Annotated in this window: 12 protein-coding genes; 6 read left to right on the top strand and 6 right to left on the bottom strand. The window is 72.0% G+C overall.

Annotated elements, in window-relative coordinates; all coding sequences use genetic code 11:
• Positions 1 to 3 precede the first annotated feature (3 nt).
• Positions 4 to 249: a DUF2630 family protein gene (locus tag ACQPXG_RS36520; RefSeq protein WP_433463701.1), complete on the bottom strand. Its 246-nt coding sequence runs from the start codon at positions 247 to 249 to the stop codon at positions 4 to 6.
• A gap of 99 nt (positions 250 to 348) precedes the next feature.
• Here ACQPXG_RS36520 and ACQPXG_RS36515 point away from each other — a divergent pair, with 99 nt between their 5' ends.
• The 3 genes from ACQPXG_RS36515 to ACQPXG_RS36505 all read left to right on the top strand — a co-directional run bounded on the left by ACQPXG_RS36515 (position 349) and on the right by ACQPXG_RS36505 (position 2,032).
• On the top strand, positions 349 to 762 hold the full coding sequence (locus tag ACQPXG_RS36515) for an STAS domain-containing protein (protein WP_433463700.1): 414 nt from the start codon (positions 349 to 351) through the stop codon (positions 760 to 762).
• A gap of 160 nt (positions 763 to 922) precedes the next feature.
• Positions 923 to 1,768, top strand: coding sequence for an acetate uptake transporter family protein (locus ACQPXG_RS36510; protein WP_433463699.1), 846 nt, complete (start codon positions 923 to 925; stop codon positions 1,766 to 1,768).
• A 78-nt stretch (positions 1,769 to 1,846) separates the two neighbouring features.
• Positions 1,847 to 2,032 carry a hypothetical protein gene (locus ACQPXG_RS36505; protein ID WP_433463698.1) on the top strand — a complete coding sequence of 62 codons (186 nt, stop codon included), beginning with the start codon at positions 1,847 to 1,849 and terminating at the stop codon, positions 2,030 to 2,032.
• An 11-nt stretch (positions 2,033 to 2,043) separates the two neighbouring features.
• On the opposite strand, the gene ACQPXG_RS36500 is transcribed toward ACQPXG_RS36505, so the two are convergent.
• Positions 2,044 to 3,003: an effector-associated domain 2-containing protein gene (locus tag ACQPXG_RS36500; protein WP_433463697.1), complete on the bottom strand. Its 960-nt coding sequence runs from the start codon at positions 3,001 to 3,003 to the stop codon at positions 2,044 to 2,046.
• A gap of 139 nt (positions 3,004 to 3,142) precedes the next feature.
• On the opposite strand from ACQPXG_RS36500, the gene fxsA reads away from it, so the two are divergent.
• From fxsA to ACQPXG_RS36485, 3 genes are all read left to right on the top strand, one after another.
• Entirely contained in the window at positions 3,143 to 3,337 is a 195-nt protein-coding gene (gene fxsA / locus ACQPXG_RS36495) for an FxSxx-COOH cyclophane-containing RiPP peptide (protein ID WP_433463696.1), read from the top strand.
• A 69-nt stretch (positions 3,338 to 3,406) separates the two neighbouring features.
• Positions 3,407 to 4,570 carry an FxsB family cyclophane-forming radical SAM/SPASM peptide maturase gene (locus ACQPXG_RS36490; RefSeq protein WP_433463695.1) on the top strand — a complete coding sequence of 388 codons (1,164 nt, stop codon included), beginning with the start codon at positions 3,407 to 3,409 and terminating at the stop codon, positions 4,568 to 4,570.
• A 4-nt stretch (positions 4,571 to 4,574) separates the two neighbouring features.
• Complete coding sequence (locus tag ACQPXG_RS36485; protein WP_433463694.1) at positions 4,575 to 6,398, top strand: HEXXH motif domain-containing protein; 1,824 nt, start codon at positions 4,575 to 4,577, stop codon at positions 6,396 to 6,398.
• Here the strand turns inward: ACQPXG_RS36485 and fxsT are convergent.
• From fxsT to ACQPXG_RS36465, 4 genes are all read right to left on the bottom strand, one after another.
• Positions 6,363 to 10,508, bottom strand: a complete 4,146-nt coding sequence (fxsT, locus tag ACQPXG_RS36480) for an FxSxx-COOH system tetratricopeptide repeat protein (RefSeq protein ID WP_433463693.1) — start codon at positions 10,506 to 10,508, stop codon at positions 6,363 to 6,365. The genes ACQPXG_RS36485 and fxsT overlap by 36 nt on opposite strands.
• Positions 10,505 to 11,530: an AAA family ATPase gene (locus ACQPXG_RS36475; RefSeq protein ID WP_433463692.1), complete on the bottom strand. Its 1,026-nt coding sequence runs from the start codon at positions 11,528 to 11,530 to the stop codon at positions 10,505 to 10,507. The genes fxsT and ACQPXG_RS36475 overlap by 4 nt, the downstream gene beginning before the upstream one ends.
• Before the next feature lie 21 nt (positions 11,531 to 11,551).
• Positions 11,552 to 12,991 carry an effector-associated domain 2-containing protein gene (locus ACQPXG_RS36470; protein WP_433463691.1) on the bottom strand — a complete coding sequence of 480 codons (1,440 nt, stop codon included), beginning with the start codon at positions 12,989 to 12,991 and terminating at the stop codon, positions 11,552 to 11,554.
• 107 nt (positions 12,992 to 13,098) lie between these two features.
• The gene (locus tag ACQPXG_RS36465; RefSeq protein ID WP_433463690.1) at positions 13,099 to 14,511 is read right to left on the bottom strand and encodes an MFS transporter; all 1,413 of its coding nucleotides are present in this window, start codon (positions 14,509 to 14,511) and stop codon (positions 13,099 to 13,101) included.
• Between the last annotated feature and the right edge of the window lie 144 nt (positions 14,512 to 14,655).

The following is a 14,655-nucleotide window of genomic DNA, read 5'->3' as shown; positions in this document are numbered from 1 at the left end:
GGCCTACTGCCGGTAGTTCTCCACCTCGGCGGCGGGACGGACCTGGGCCTCGTCCGGGTTCTGTCCCGCCGCGACGCGGGCCCGCCGCTGCCGGAGCAGATCCCAGCACTGGTCCAGTGCGACCTCGAGCCGGCGGAGCCGCTCCTGGGCATCGGCGTTCGTCGTTTCTGACCGCTCATGCGCCTGCCGGAGGGCGTGTTCCTCTTCGATGAACTCGTTGATACGTTCCAGGATCGACTTCTCGTCCATGAAATCCGTCCGGTGGGGTTCAGAAGGTGCCGACAGGTGAGAGCCTGGCATATACGGGGCCGCGCACGGTAGCGGCGCCCCGTCGAGGGCGAGGAGCAGATGACGGTCTGGCGGATCACCGACGGCGAGGGCGGCCTCGAATCCGGTGCGCGGGCGGAGCCCTGCTACGACATCGTCGAGCACGAGACCGTGCTGCTGCGCATCGCCGCGGCGTCGGCCTCGCCCCGGTTGCTGCTGTCCGGTGAGATCGACGTGTCCAACGCCTCCGACGTCGCCCACGCGCTGCACGCCGTCCAGGCCCGCCAGCGCGGCGACCTGCACGTCGACCTGGCCGCGGTCGAGTTCATGGACGTCGCCGGCCTGCGCGCGTTCACGAAGGCCGCGCGCGACCTGCACGACCACGACCGCCTCCTCGTCCTGCACGCGGTCTCGCCGCACATCGACCGGCTCTTCACGCTGATCGGCTGGAACACGTCCCCCGGCCTGGAGATCCACTGCCGCCCCCGCCGCTGACCGCGGCCGCGGGCGCCGATGGTCATCGGTTCATCATGTTCGCCTGATTTCCCCGCAAATGTTCCGATTTGCTCCCGTACAACGCGTCTGTCCGATTGTTTGACACCCCAAACCCGGGTTAGGAGCCACTGAAAGCTCTCCGATCCAAAGGGGGGATCTCATGGCAAGGCGTAGAGAGCATGCGGCTTCGCCGTCGTCGGGCGAGCAGTCCCGGTCCGCGATGGGCGGTCAGGGCGCGGCCATGCCGGCGGAAGGCGCGGCCACGGCCGTTCCCGGCAGAGGGGACGGCGGCACGGCCGAGCATGCGCTGTGGGAGGACCGGACCCGCGTCTTCCTGCAGCCGATCGCGGCGCCGTCCATTCTCGGGCTCTTCGGGTTGGCGGGGGCGACCATGATGGTGGGCGCCTGGCAGGCGGACTGGTACGGCGGGGTCGGCACCCCGCTGATCCTCTGGCCGTTCGTGCTGACCTTCGGCGGCATCGCGCAGTTCCTGGCCGGCATGTGGGCCTACCGCGCCCGTGACGGCCTCGCCACCGTGATGCACGGCATGTGGGGCGCGTTCTGGATCGGCTGGGGGCTGTTCTTCATGCTGGTCAGCATCGGCGCGGTGCCGCTGGCGCTGGTGCCCGCCCTCGGCACCCTCCGCGAGGGTTACGCGTTCTGGTTCGTGGCCCTGGCGGCGATCACCGCCATCGGCGCGATGGCCGCGCTCGGCGAGAGCATGGCGCTGTCGCTCATGCTCCTCTGCCTGGCCGGCGCCGCGGGGTTCACCTCCGGCGGCTTCTTCTCGCCGTCCGACTGGGCGCTGAAGACCGGCGGCTGGCTGTTCGTCGTGGCCGCGGTGCTCTGTCTCTACATCGCCGCCGCGCTGATGTTCCAGAACAGCTTCGGTCGCACGATCCTGCCCCTCTTCAAGACGCGCAGGGGCGCCGCCGCCGCGGGCGGCCGGGCGACCTGGCCGCTGGAGTACCCGATGGGGGAGCCCGGCGTGAAGATCGGGCAATGATCTTCGGCGTGTCGCCTTGACATTCCCGTTGCCTTATCCTGGTCCGATCGGGAACGACCGGCTCGGGAGGGAGCGGGAATGTCATCGGCGGTCCGGCGGACGTGGCGGCGCCTCGTCCAGACCTACACCCTGCTCTGCGCGCGCGACGACGCGGCCGCGCGCGGTTTCACCGTGCCCAGCGGCGTCTGGGCCTGTGCCCGTTGCCACCAGCCGCACCTCGAACTGGCCACCCTCAACCACCATCTCCGCACCGAGCACGCCTGACGCCCGTCCCCTCAGAGGAACCGGGCGATGGCCTGTTCCAGGCGGTGGACGGAGAGGGCGTCTCCGGCGAGCCCCTTGGTGACGTCGACCAGTTCCTTCAGCGCGCCGGGGTAGTCCAGGCAGGTGTTGAGGATGGAGACGCAGTCCATGCGCGCCTCCGGCTGCCGGGAGATGGCGCCGGCGACGTCCCGGCGGAGGAGGCCGACGACCTGGTCGCGGCCCCGCGGGGACGACAGCAGCGGTATCTCCAGCATACGGTCGACGAGATCGAAGATCGTCGGCCGGTCCGCCCCGGCATGGACCGCCGGCGGGCTCGTGGCCGCCAGTTCCCCCGCGGACACCGGACCGCCGTCCGGGCCTTGGACCCGTGCGCCCTGGACCCGGACCCAGGCCGGTCCGCCGGTCTCCTTGACCGACACGTCGATCCGCAGGTAGTCGTCCGGGACGATCCGTCCCGCCGCGTGCTGGACGACGTCCTCGTAGACCTGCTGAGACACGATCAGCGCGAACCACGCGCCGGACTCCCGCAGCGACTCCTTGAAGGCGGGTGCCTCAAGGATCCGGAACGCGTGGTTCACGGCCGTCCCGACCAGGCCGCGGCCGTCGAACTCGGCTTCCCCGGTGTGCACCGAGACGCGCAGCCGGATCCGCGCGATCTCGGCGGCGGTCTTGTTGTAGCGGCTCAGCTCGGCCCGCAGCATGTCGGCGACGTCGACCAGGAGCGGCTCGACGGGGACGCCGGGCGGGACGGCGATCATGGCGCCGTCGCCGCGGTCCTCCCAGTAGCAGCCGGCCAGGGTGATCCCCCCGGCCGCGAGGCTCACGTCCAGCCGCCGGTACAGCGCGTCGCGCATGTGCCGCCGCACGTCGTCGGTGCGGGCCCTGTCGCCGAACCCCGCGATGTCGCAGGCGACGATGACGCAATGCCCGGAAGGGTGCCAGCGCGGACCTTCGACCCCGGCATCCGGCATATGACCGAAGCCCCTCCCGTGAGCGCCCCACGACCCGGTTTCACTCTGCCCCGTCCCGGTCGTCCCGGCAAGCGTTCCGCCGGACTACCGTAGGCACCAGGATGTTCATCGGGTGATCGGCCAGAGAGGAGGGCGCTCCGTGGCCTGTGCGGACGACCCGATCAAGACGGAGACCCTCGATGTCAGCGGCCTCAGCCTGACGCGGCTGCGCGCGTACGAGGGGACGGTGCTGGGCGAGGCCGTGCGGCGGGTACGGGAGGAGAGCGCAGGCCGCGGCGAGGTGGTGGCGGGCTTCGACTCCAACATGCCACCGGCGGACCGGGTGCCGGAATAAACTGCACGCGTGGCTGAAAACGGTCAGGCAATCGGTTTCCAGGCCGGTAATGAATGGCCGGAAAATGGGTTGGACGTCGCCGCTCTGACGGCCTTCGGCTGGCGTCCGGTGCCGTTCCGCGAATTTATTCTCAAAATCAGCAGCCGGTGCAACCTGGCCTGTGACTACTGCTACGTCTATGAGGCCGCCGACCAGAGCTGGCGATCCCAGCCGAAGCGAATGCCGGCGGAGGTCCTTCGCGGCGCGGTGGCCCGCATCGCACGGCACGCCGAGACTCATCGCCTCAAGGAGATCGAAGTCGTCCTGCACGGCGGTGAACCGCTCCTCGCCGGCGTCGACTACATCGATTTCGCCGCTCGGGAGATCCGCGCCGCGATCCCGTGCGCCGTCCGCATCGGCATGGTGACGAACGGGGTCCTGCTGACCGACCGGGCGCTGCCGGTGCTGGACGCGCATGACATCGGCGTCTCGGTCAGCGTGGACGGGGACCGGGAAGGGCATGACCGGCATCGCCGGTACGCCGACGGACGCGGCAGCCACGCCGTGGTGGCGCGCGGGCTCGACCGCCTGGCCGGGCGTTACCGGCACCTCTACCGCGGCGTGCTGTGCACGGTCGACACGGCCAACGATCCCGTCGCCGTCTACGAGGACCTGCTGAGGACCGGCCCGCCGAAGATCAACTTCCTGCTTCCGCACGGGACGTGGTCCGCCCCGCCGCCCGGCCGGGACCCCGGCAGCGACGACACCCCCTACGCGGACTGGCTCATCGACGTCTTCGACCGCTGGTACGGCAGCCCCGCGCGGGAGACCGGCATCCGGTTCTTCGAGGAGATCATGCACCTGATCCTCGGCGGGCAGAGCCGCAGCGAGAGCATCGGCCTCTCTCCGGTGGCCCTGGTCGTGGTCGACACCGACGGGACGATCCAGCAGGTCGACACGCTCAAGAGTTCCTTCTCCGGGGCTCCGCGGACCGGGTTCACGGTGACCGGCCACGATTTCGACGAGGTGCTCGGGCATCCCGGCATCGTGGCGCGGCAGATCGGGCGGTCCGCGCTGTGCGTGGAATGTCTCGCGTGCCCCGTCCGCGATATCTGCGGCGCGGGCCACTACCCGCACCGCTACCGGGCCGGCCGCGGCTTTCACAATCCCTCGGTGTACTGCCGTGACCTCATGAAGATCATCGATCACATCGGAGGCCGGATGCGGGCCGATCTCTCCCGTCCCGCGCGGTGACCGGATGATGCGGAACCACGAGATCCCCCTCGCGCACTTCGAGGCGCTGGCGGCGGGCGACGGCGACGACTCGACCGTGCGGCTGCTGTGGAAGGCGGAGTACAGCACGCAGCTGCTCCGGCTCCGCGCCCTGCTCGACTCGGGGCCCTCACTCGATCGGGACGCCTATGATCTGCTGGCCGCCGCGCAGGCCAGGGCGCCGCGCCAGGTCGAGGAGCTCATGCTGTACCCGCATGTGACCGCCTGGTCGGCCGCGTGCCTCCGGCGGCTGCGCGAGGGGGGCGCCGCCGCCCGCGCCGATCTCGCGCACTTCGCGAACGTGGCGGTCGCCGCGGCCATCCGGTCCGGCCTCACCTTCACCGCGACCGCCGTGGTCCGGGACGGCATGGTGAACCTGCCCTCGCTCGGCCGTGCGGAGGTGGCGCGGCCCGGTCACGACGGCGCCGCGGCGGTCCGGTGCGATGGCGGGGAGGCAGAGGTCTCGGCGGGGGACCGGCGGGTCGCCCTCCCGGCCGACCCGCACGCGGACGCGCCCGGGTGGCGGGGAGTGCACCGGCTCCGCGTCTCGCACGCCGGCCGCGCCCTCGACGTCCATCTCGACGATCTCGACCCGTACCGGGACAACCACCGGCTCGGGCCCGCGGGCCGGCTGGACGCGGCGGCCGCCGAGGGGTGGCGGCGCACCCTGGACGGGGCGTGGTCCTTCCTCGTCCGGAACGACCCCGGCCGGGTCGCCGCGATGACCGCGGGCCTGAACGCGCTCGTGCCCCTGACGACCCGGGGAGGCCGGCGCGGGCTGAGCGCCACCAGCGCGGACGCGCTCGGCGCCGTGGCGATCACGCAGCCCGAGGACGCGCTGCTGTTCGCCGAGTCCCTGGTCCACGAGTTCCAGCACGTCAAGCTCTGCTCGCTGCTCGACCGTGTCCCGCTCTACGCGGACCGCCACGGCGAGCGCCACTACTCGCCGTGGCGCAACGATCCGCGACCGATCGGAGGTCTCCTGCAGGGCGCCTACGCCTATCTCGGCGTGACCGGCTTCTGGGGGCGGCAGCTTGAGACACTGACGGGCGGCGACGCAGCGTACGGCGAGTACGCCTTCGGCCTCTGGCGCGACCAGACCTCGTATGCGATCCGGCGGCTCGAAGCGTCGCGGTGCCTCACCGAAGCGGGGGAACGGTTCGTCGCGGGGATGCGCACCGCCCTGGACCGCTGGACGGACGTCCCGCTCGCCCCCGAAGCCCGGAGGCAGGCGAGGAGCAGCGCCGCGGACCACGCCCTCATCTGGCGCCTGCGCAACCTCCGGCCGGACCCGGAGGAGGTGCGGATGGTCGCCGGCCGCTGGCGCTCGGAGCCACCGGGTGCGCTGCACAAGGCCCCCGTTCTGCGGCCCGCCGACGTGAAGCCCGGCATCCCTGACACGCGCGCGGATCTGCGGTGCCTGTCACTGCGCGATCCGGCCGCCTTCGCGCGCCTCTGCGAGCGGGAGGGGGCGGGCGCCTCAGTGGAGCTGACCGCCGACCTCGCCCAGGTGACGGAACGACAGGACGCGGCCCTGGCCTCGTACCGCGCCCTCATCGCGGCGGAGCCGGCGCGTCCCGAACACTGGGCGGGGCTCGTCCTGTCGCTCAGGGGCAGCCGGGGGCACACGGCGGCGCGGTCGCTCTCGGAGTTCCCCGAAATCGTGGCCGCCGTGTACCGGCACATCGTCCAGGATCAGGCGGACGCGCCCGATCCCGTGGAACTCGCCGAATGGCTGGCACCGGCCCTGCAGAGCGTGAGAGCAACCGGAACCTCAGAGTGGGGTCGGCGCGATATCGCAGTCGAGTAGCCGTCCCTCCACGGCCTGCTTCACGTCGGGATGCCCGGCGCCGAGCGCGCTCGCCAGGGACCGGACCGCGTCCGAGCCCGGGGTGTCCAGGCCGAGGGCATTACAGATCACCTCGTGATTGTGCTCGCACGCCACGGTGTAGACGTGACCGGCTCCGTAGCGACTCCTGAACCGCTCCAAGGTCTCGGTGGACCGCATGCGAGCCGCCTCCAGCCTCCCCATGTGGAAGAGGTCCTGGATGAGGCCGACCGAGCAGCACAACGAGAAGTAATGGTCGGCGCCCAGGGCGTCGCGCAGTTCATGCACCGAGTTGTCATCGAGGACGAGTGCCGCCTCATGGTCGCCCAGCCGCCGCAGCGCCATCGCGAGGTCGGCCGCGCAGGCATGGGTGAACGGATGCTCCACGCCCATGACCCGGCGGTGTCCTGCCAGGGCCGTCTCGCCAAGCCCGCGCGCCTTGTCCGCGTCGCCGGTCGCCAGGCACGCCGTGACCAGGACCCGCTGGGCCGCGAGGGTGTCCGGATGGTTCTCGCCGTACCGCTGCCGGTGCAGCCGCAGCGTGTCCTCGGCGAGGGTCCGCGCCGCGGTGCGGGCTCCGAGCTTGCGCAGGGTTCCGGCATGGCTCATCTCCGTGTGCAGCACGAACGCGTGGTCGGGCGCGAGCGCCTCCCGCATGATCGACAGAACGTCCCGTTGCAGGCTCGCGGCCTCCCGGTACTCGCCCAGCCCGTGGAGATCGCGGGCGAGCTGGCTCATGGCCAGCAGGCAGTTGCGGTTTCGCGGCCCGAGGGTCGCCCGGAGCTGTTCGAGGGCGTCGGCGTCGATCGCGCGGGCCTTCTCGAAGTCGCCCAGAAGGCGCAGGTCGATGCCCACGTTGTTGGCGACGCGGAGCGTCTCGACGTGACCGTTCCCGAACAGCCGGGCCATCCGGAGCAGCGTGTCCTGGTCGAGGTCGAGCGCGGCCCTGAAATCGCCCTGGAGGCGCCGGTCGGCCGCCACGTTCCGGGCGGCGCGCATGGTGATCGAGTGGCCGGGCCCGAAACGCTCGGTCGTCCGCCGGTAGATGTCGGCGTTCTGCGCGTTCGCCGCGGCCACGTCCCCGAGGGCGCGCAGCACGGTGCCGAGTTCGCGGCCCGCGATGAGGACCGACTCGTCGTAGGGGCCGAGCTCCCGCTGCCAGTGCTCCAGGGCGATCTCGGCGAGCACCCGGCTGCCCTCGAAGTCCCCGAGCAGGTACAGGTAGCGCATCTGGTCGAGGGCGACCCGCCGGACCTCGGTGGACGCGCCGCCGATGACCCCCGCCGGCACCACGTGGGGCGCGATCTCCGCGCGGACGTCCCAGGTCGTCTCGTCGTCCGGCGCGGCCTCCGGCGTCGCGGCGGCGAGAATCCGGTGCACCCGGTCCTGGACGATGCCGCGGTCGCTCTCGGACAGCCTGTTCTGCAGCATCGTCCGGACGAGCCGGTGGACCTGGAGGCTGCACAGGCCCGGATCGTGCCGGCCCAGCGCATGCCGATCGATGTCGGCCATCGCCGTCCGGAGCAGGCCGGTGTCCGCCAGGGTCTCTTCGAGTTCCGGCGGAAGCCCGTCGACGGCACCGGCAGACAGCAGCCCCCGGGCGACGGGCTCGGGGCCGAAGAAGGCCCACAGCTCCAGCAGCCGGCCGGCCGCGGGGGCGTCCTCCAGGAGACGCTCGAAGGCCAGGCTCAGCGTGGCGGCCAGCTCCGCCGGATAGTCGAGGGGGAGGCTCGTGCCGGCCTCCTCCCGGAGCCGGCGGTCCAGCAGCCGCAGATACTCCCCGGACGTCCGGCCGGTGACGGCCTGCCACGCGGCGGCCTGCTCGACCGCCAGCGGCAGGTCGCCGATCCGCTTGGCGAGCCGGTCTGCGTCCCCCGGGGTGAGGCCGGGCACGCGGCGGCACAGCAGCGCGATGCTCTCCCGGCGCTCGAACACGCCGACGTCCTCGGCGACCGTGTGCTCCGCCCAGCGGCGGTCCCGGGAGGTGACCAGCACATGCCCGCCGGGGGCCGCCGTCGTCAGCGGCCCGTCCGGTGCCTCGGGACGGACCGGCATGAGCGGCGCGATCTCGTCCGGGTCGGTGGCGTTGTCGTAGATGAGCAGCCAGCGCCGGTACTCCCGGCCCCGGCGCAGCGCGTCCAGCAGCCGCTCGACGGTGCGGTTGACGTCGTCGCTCAACGGCGTGCCGAGCCGCCGGGCCAGCTCCGCGAGCGACGACCTGGCCAGGGTGATCTGCTCGGCGGGAACCCACCAGATGAGGTCGTAGTCGCCGGCGTACCGGTGTGCGTACTCCACGGCGAGCTGCGATTTGCCCTGTCCGCCGAGCCCTCGCGACTCCGCAGGAAGGAGCGAGATCACCGCGCCGGACAGCTTCGACCGGATGTCGTGGAGCAACCGGTCACGGCCGGTGAAGTGCGGGTTGCGCGTCGGAAGCCCGCCGCCCTGCAGGAGCGTCGGCGCCTCCTCCTCGGATTCCTCCCCCGTGGTGTCCTCGTCGGCCGCCGGTCCGGGGTCGTCCGGAGCCGGCTCCCCCGGGCGGTCCGCGGCCGCCTCCGCCAGCCGTTCGGCGATCTGCGCGTACCGTCCGCCGAGCCGGGCCAGCACCCGCGCCGCGACCTGCGCGAACGGCGGGTCCTGCCGCAGGTCCTCGGTTCCCTGCTGGACGGCGCGCAGCAGCGCCGGGAAGTCCTGGGGCGACCCCCAGCGCCCGCGGACGACCTCCCAGACGTTCCGCAGGACGCTCATCGCCTCCGCGCGGCCGAGCCCGCCGATCAGGACGTCCCGCACCCCGTCGTGGAACTCGTACTCGATCCCGTCCGGGTCGGTGGCCCGCCGGGCCCGGCGCAGCAGGCCGCCGAGGAACACCTCGGCCAGGTGCGCCGAGTTCGACTCCGGCAGCATGGCCTGCTGGACCAGCGACATGACCTCCAGCCGCAGCGGGGCGGCCGCGAGATAGCCGGCCAGCCGGAACGCCGTCGGCGAGGAGGCGGCCCGGAACCGCATCACCCGCTCCGCGGGCGCCGGGTCGCCGTCGCCGTCCCGCCGGATCTCGCGGGACGGCGAGCCGGTGAAGACGGCCTTGGCGGCGATCCGCTCGGCCCCGCCGCCGACGAGTTCGGCCCACGGCCGCAGCCAGCGCGGCTCCAGCTCCATCACGGGAATCGCGATGCCTGGAGGCGTGCGGGGCTCGTCCCGGGACCGGACGTCGAGCCGGTCGTTGGGCAGCCCCGCCTGGTCCGCGCCGATCCACACGGGTTCCGCCGGCGTCGCGCACCGCCCCCACAGCCGCTGGGGGAGCGGCTGGAGGATCGCCACCGGGGCGGACCGCGCCCAGCGTTCGAGGAGCGCGGCGGCCCGCCCGTCGCCCCAGGCCGGGCCGATGCAGTCGGAGAAGACGAGGACCACGCGGCGGCGGGTGGGGTCGATCAGCTCGTCCGGACTGCGTCCAGGGCCGGCCGAGGCCGTTCCGGTGCGCAGGACGAGCGAGTCGTCGTCGGCGTTCAGCCGCCACACGCGCACGTCGCGGAAGGCGCCCAGCTGCTCCATGAGCGTCCGCAGCTCGGCGGCCTGCCGGGTCCAGACGATCATGGACGCGCTGCCGTCGACCACGAGCGCGAGGTCCAGCCACCGTTCCGGGGCGGGCTCCATCACCGGTTCCCAGATGCCCGTCTCCGCGATCCGCTGCGCCGTCGCCTCCTCGACGAGGTTCTCGACCGTCCGGGAGGAGAACCGCCCGCGCAGCGGCCGCAAGGCGCGGGCGAGGCTCAGCGCGTGCGGGATCGCCGGCGCCGCCGGAGCGCGGACGGGGTCGCCCGCCCCCGGCTCCGGCGCCGCGAGGTGCAGGCCCGCCTGCGGGGAGGCCGCCGCCGGGCGGACGGGCCGGTGCGGTGCCCGGCCGGTGACCGCGGGCTCCGGGGTGACCGGTTCGGGCGGCGAGTCCCGCGCCGGCTCCCTGCCGGGCCGCGGCGGGGCCGCCGCGGCGGCCGGCTCCGGGGCCGGCAGCGACCGCGCCAGCCAGAGGGCGTCCGCGACCTCCTCCGCGGTGGGCTGGGGATCGAGTGCCTCCAGCGCCTCGATCAGCCGCCGGATCATCCCGATCCGGCGGCGCCCAGCGGGCGCAGGATCGCGGTGACCAGGTCGTGCAGCGTGGCCTCGGGCGGCCGGGAACCGGTCGTGCACAGGTAGACCGCGTTGAGGAGCTGGTCCGTGGCGAGGTCGCCCTGCTCGCGGCGGTCCAGGAACTCCTGGATGAGGTCCGCGCTCGCCGTGCGCGCCGCCCCGCCGAGATGGGCCTCGACGATCTCGGCGAGCTGCTCGGGGCTCGGCGGCTCGATCACCAGCCGGACGCAGCGGCGCAGAAACGCCGGGGGGAACTCCCGCTCGCCGTTGCTCGTGATGACGACCAGGGGGAAGGCGGTGCACTGGACCCTGCCGTGCCCGACCGGCACCCGGTCGGGCCCCTTGGCCGGCATGACGTGCACGACCGGCTGGTCCTCGGGGAGGCGTTCGAGTTCCGGAATCGTGTACCCGCCCTCCTCGAACACGTTGAGCAGGTCGTTGGGCAGGTCGATGTCGCTCTTGTCGAGTTCGTCGATGAGCAGCACCCGGGGGCGCGGCTGCGGCAGCAGCGCCGTCCCGAGCGGCCCGAGCCGGATGTAACGGCCGATGTCGGGGGCCTCGGTCGCGGCGCCCTGCGCCACCGCCTGGCGCAGGCTCGTCTCGTGCAGGCGGCCGATGGCGTCGTAGCGGTACAGCCCTTCCTGCAGGGTCGCCCGGCTGGTGATCGGCCAGTCCAGGACGGGGCCGAGGCCCAGCTCGTGGGCCACGTTGTAGGCGAGCGTCGATTTGCCCGTTCCCGGCTTCCCGGTGACCAGCAGGGGCCGCCTGAGGTGGAGGGCGACGTTCACCATGGTGACCACGTTCGGGCCCGGACGATACGACAGGGCCCGCTCCAGGCCGCCTCCGTGGAGCCGCGCCGGACCGTCGTCCACGTCGAACCGCCGCCAGGGCGGCGGATCGGGCAGGCGCGCGAGGCCGTCGTGCGGCGTGCCGTCACCCCGGTAGATGAGCCAGTCGCCGGACCCTTCGCCCGGAGGCGTGTCCGTCGTCGCCACAGGAACCTCCCAGGAAAGAGCTCAGGCCGGCGCCTTCAGCCGAACGTAGGGTTCGGGCAGCCGGTCCGCGTCATCGAAGATCAACGTCAGTTCGAGGCCGAGATGGTCGCCCCCGGGATCCTCGTCGAGCGCGCGCAGTGCCTGCCGGCGCAGCGTCAGCACGGTGTCGGGCAGCGCCAGGGCCCCCATGTCCAGCAGGTCCTGGAACTCCTGGACGAACCGCCCCGGATCGCGTCCCCGCCTGCACCAGGCCACGATCGGTGCCCCCGCCTGGAGCGCGGCGCGGAGCTCGTCGGAGGAGTCCGGGCCGTCCGGCCGGGGCGGGAACGCCATGGCCAGGCACACGGACGACGGCTCTGACAACAGCATGTTGTAGAGGCTTTCACCGCCGTACTGCCCGGGCTGTGTCACCCAGCACACCTTCGCGCCGCGCGGATTGTCCCGGAGCCAGTGCCACTTGCGGCGCCAGGGGTGGTGGTACGCCTGCCGCCGCATCCGGTCGAGGCTCCGGACGACCACCGGATGCTCGATGCCGAGCCGCCGCTCCAGCCCGTCCACGGTGATCCGCAACTGGTCGAGGGGCGTCCCGAGCAGGTCGACCGGCAGGACGAACTCCAGCGTCAGCTCGGGCGTCGGCCGGTTGACGACCTGCTGGTTCTCGCTCAGCAGCTCCTTGACGAGGACGGGCAGCCGGTCGAAGGGGAGGGGGTCGTCGTCGCAGTGGAGCATGAGTCCGTGCTCGCCCTCGACCTGCAGCCAGGCGGAGGTCAGGTACCGGTCGGGGACGGCCCCGTCCGGGCGGAACTCGATGATCAGATAGCTGCGCGGCTGCCTGCGCTGGGACGCCTGCGCGGCGCGCCGCCGCGCCGCGGGGAGGCTGCGTGCCAGCCCGAGCCGGTGCGCGAGGCCGCCGGCCCAGCTCTGGAGGTCGACGGCGGGGCGGCCGTTCGCGCTGGCGGCGAGCTCCTCGACGAAGGCCAGCAGCGGCGGGACGCTGTCGACGCTGACCGTGAGGTCCTCCAGCCGGGCCAGGACGCCGCGCAGATCGTCCGGGTCGGCGTTCAGGGCGGGGCCGGACGGACCGGTGACCTCCCAGTAGAGGGCCCGGATCACGTCGGGTGCCACGAGCTCGGGGGCGCGGGCGGCCAGGGTTCTGAGGAGCCCGTCGAGCTCCCTCCGCTCCCGCGGATGGAGCAGCGGTTCGGGCAGGAGCTCGTCCACCAGGTTCCGGAGTTCCTCCATGGGGATGCTGCCGCGATGGAACTCCTCGACGACCGTCATCAGGGCGTGGAACGCGCCCGCATAGGAGAGACACGAATCGACGAGCTGCCAGACGTCGTTGATGTCGCTGTCGTCGCGCGTCAGGGGCAGCGGATGGCCGAGCTGCCGTTCGAGCAGGGAGACGCACAGGTCGCGGGCGTTGCGCTTGCGTATCGCCTCAAGCCGCCACAGGGCCTTCACCAGGCGAGACTGATCCTCGAATGACAGTGACCAGGCCACGTCCGACATTCATCCCCTCCGACATCGAACCGCACCGGCACCCCCATCGGTGGGCACATCGTACGCGTTCAGCGCGGGCCTATCGTCTGGGGTATTTCCGGTTGCGCGGAAGTGTCATAAAGGGCCGTGTCGCGTTCGGCGGGAGCGAGGGGCCGGCTCAGTTTCAGGTAGGCCCGATCCCAGGCCGGGCATCGGGGGAGCCGCGGTATCAGCGCCTGCGCCAACGCGCTGCGCATCTTCCGCAGGATCCGCCCGAGAACGATCCCTGGCCATTTGAGCGGGAACCAAAGAAGGCATGTGCTGGTCACGGCGACGCACAGGGTCACCGCCATGACGACCGCGGTCACGATCCTGGTGCTCGACACGAGCGACAACAGGTAGCCGGAGAAGAGCGACCCCAGCGGCACCGCGCTCTGGGTGACGAGGTTGTTGATGCTGGCCACCCTCGCCAGCATCTCGTTGGGGACCCAGATCGCCTGGTAGACCGTCAGCGTCACGTTGATGTGCGCGCCGATGAAGCTGATCCCGCCCCACGCGGCCAGCCCGGTCAGCGGATGGTCGCCGATCGTCACGATGGAGGTCATGGCGGACCACCCCCACACGCAGCAGAACAGGACGAGCATCGGCCGGTTGCCGTGGGCCAGCCTGAAGCGCCGGAAGAGGCGCGGGGCGACGATGGCGCCCAGCGTGCCTCCCAGCCCGGACGCCGCGAAGAGGATGCCGATCATCGAGGTGGAGTCGAATTCCCGGTCCGCCTGCACGACGAGCATGAGGAAGACGGTCTGGAACGCGAAATTCGTCACCGCGCAGATGACGAGCACCATGCGCAGAAAGGGATCTCGCCTGAGAAACTCCAGGCACTTGCGGAAGTCGGCGGTCGGCACATCGTCTCGTTCTCTGGCTTTGAACTCCTTGTTCTTCATGCAATGCAGGGTCAATGCGGAGAAAAGTGAGGACAGTGCGTCCGCGGTGAAGGGAAGTGCGCGATTGACGCCGTACAGAAAACCGCCGAGTGGGCGACCGAGAAGGAGCGCGATGTGGCTGCGCGCCTCGTTTCTCGCCATGGCCTCGGGGAGGGCGTCGTAGCTGACGACCCGGCGCACGACGGCCACCTCGGCCAGGTTGTACAGGGCGGCCAGCGCGCCGTCCGCAGCGGCGGCACCGACCAGCAGATGGCCGGGATGGAAGTGCAGGACGAGTCCGATGGCCAGCAGCACCGACACCGTGAACCGGGTGTACTGGCAGGTCAGCATGATCCGGCGCCGGTCGAACCGGTCGACGAGCATCCCGGCGGGCAGGTAGAGCAGCAGGCGGGGGCCCGTGCCCGCGGCGGCGACCCAGCCCGCGAAGACGGGAGAGCGGGTGAGCGACAGGGCCAGCAGTGGAAGCGCGATGGCCGCGTTCATGGTGCCGAGCTGGGATGCCGCGGATCCACTCCACAGGAAGGTGAAATCCCGCGGCAAGGAAGCCCGCGGTTTCACGCGGACCTGCTTGCACCATCCGTAGCGGCCACCTACTGTATCCTCCTCACGACTTATGGTGGCCGGTTTCGCCGTGCTGAAACTCGGTCGCCCGCCAGCGGCCGGCAGGCGGCCCCGGAAAGCTCCCGCTCAGCGACTTCGGCG

Origin of the sequence: Spirillospora sp. CA-128828, assembly GCF_050945415.1 — a bacterium.
GTDB lineage: Bacteria > Actinomycetota > Actinomycetes > Streptosporangiales > Streptosporangiaceae > Spirillospora.
Note: the sequence above shows the minus strand (reverse complement) of the source record. Positions and strands in the feature narration are given on the sequence as shown.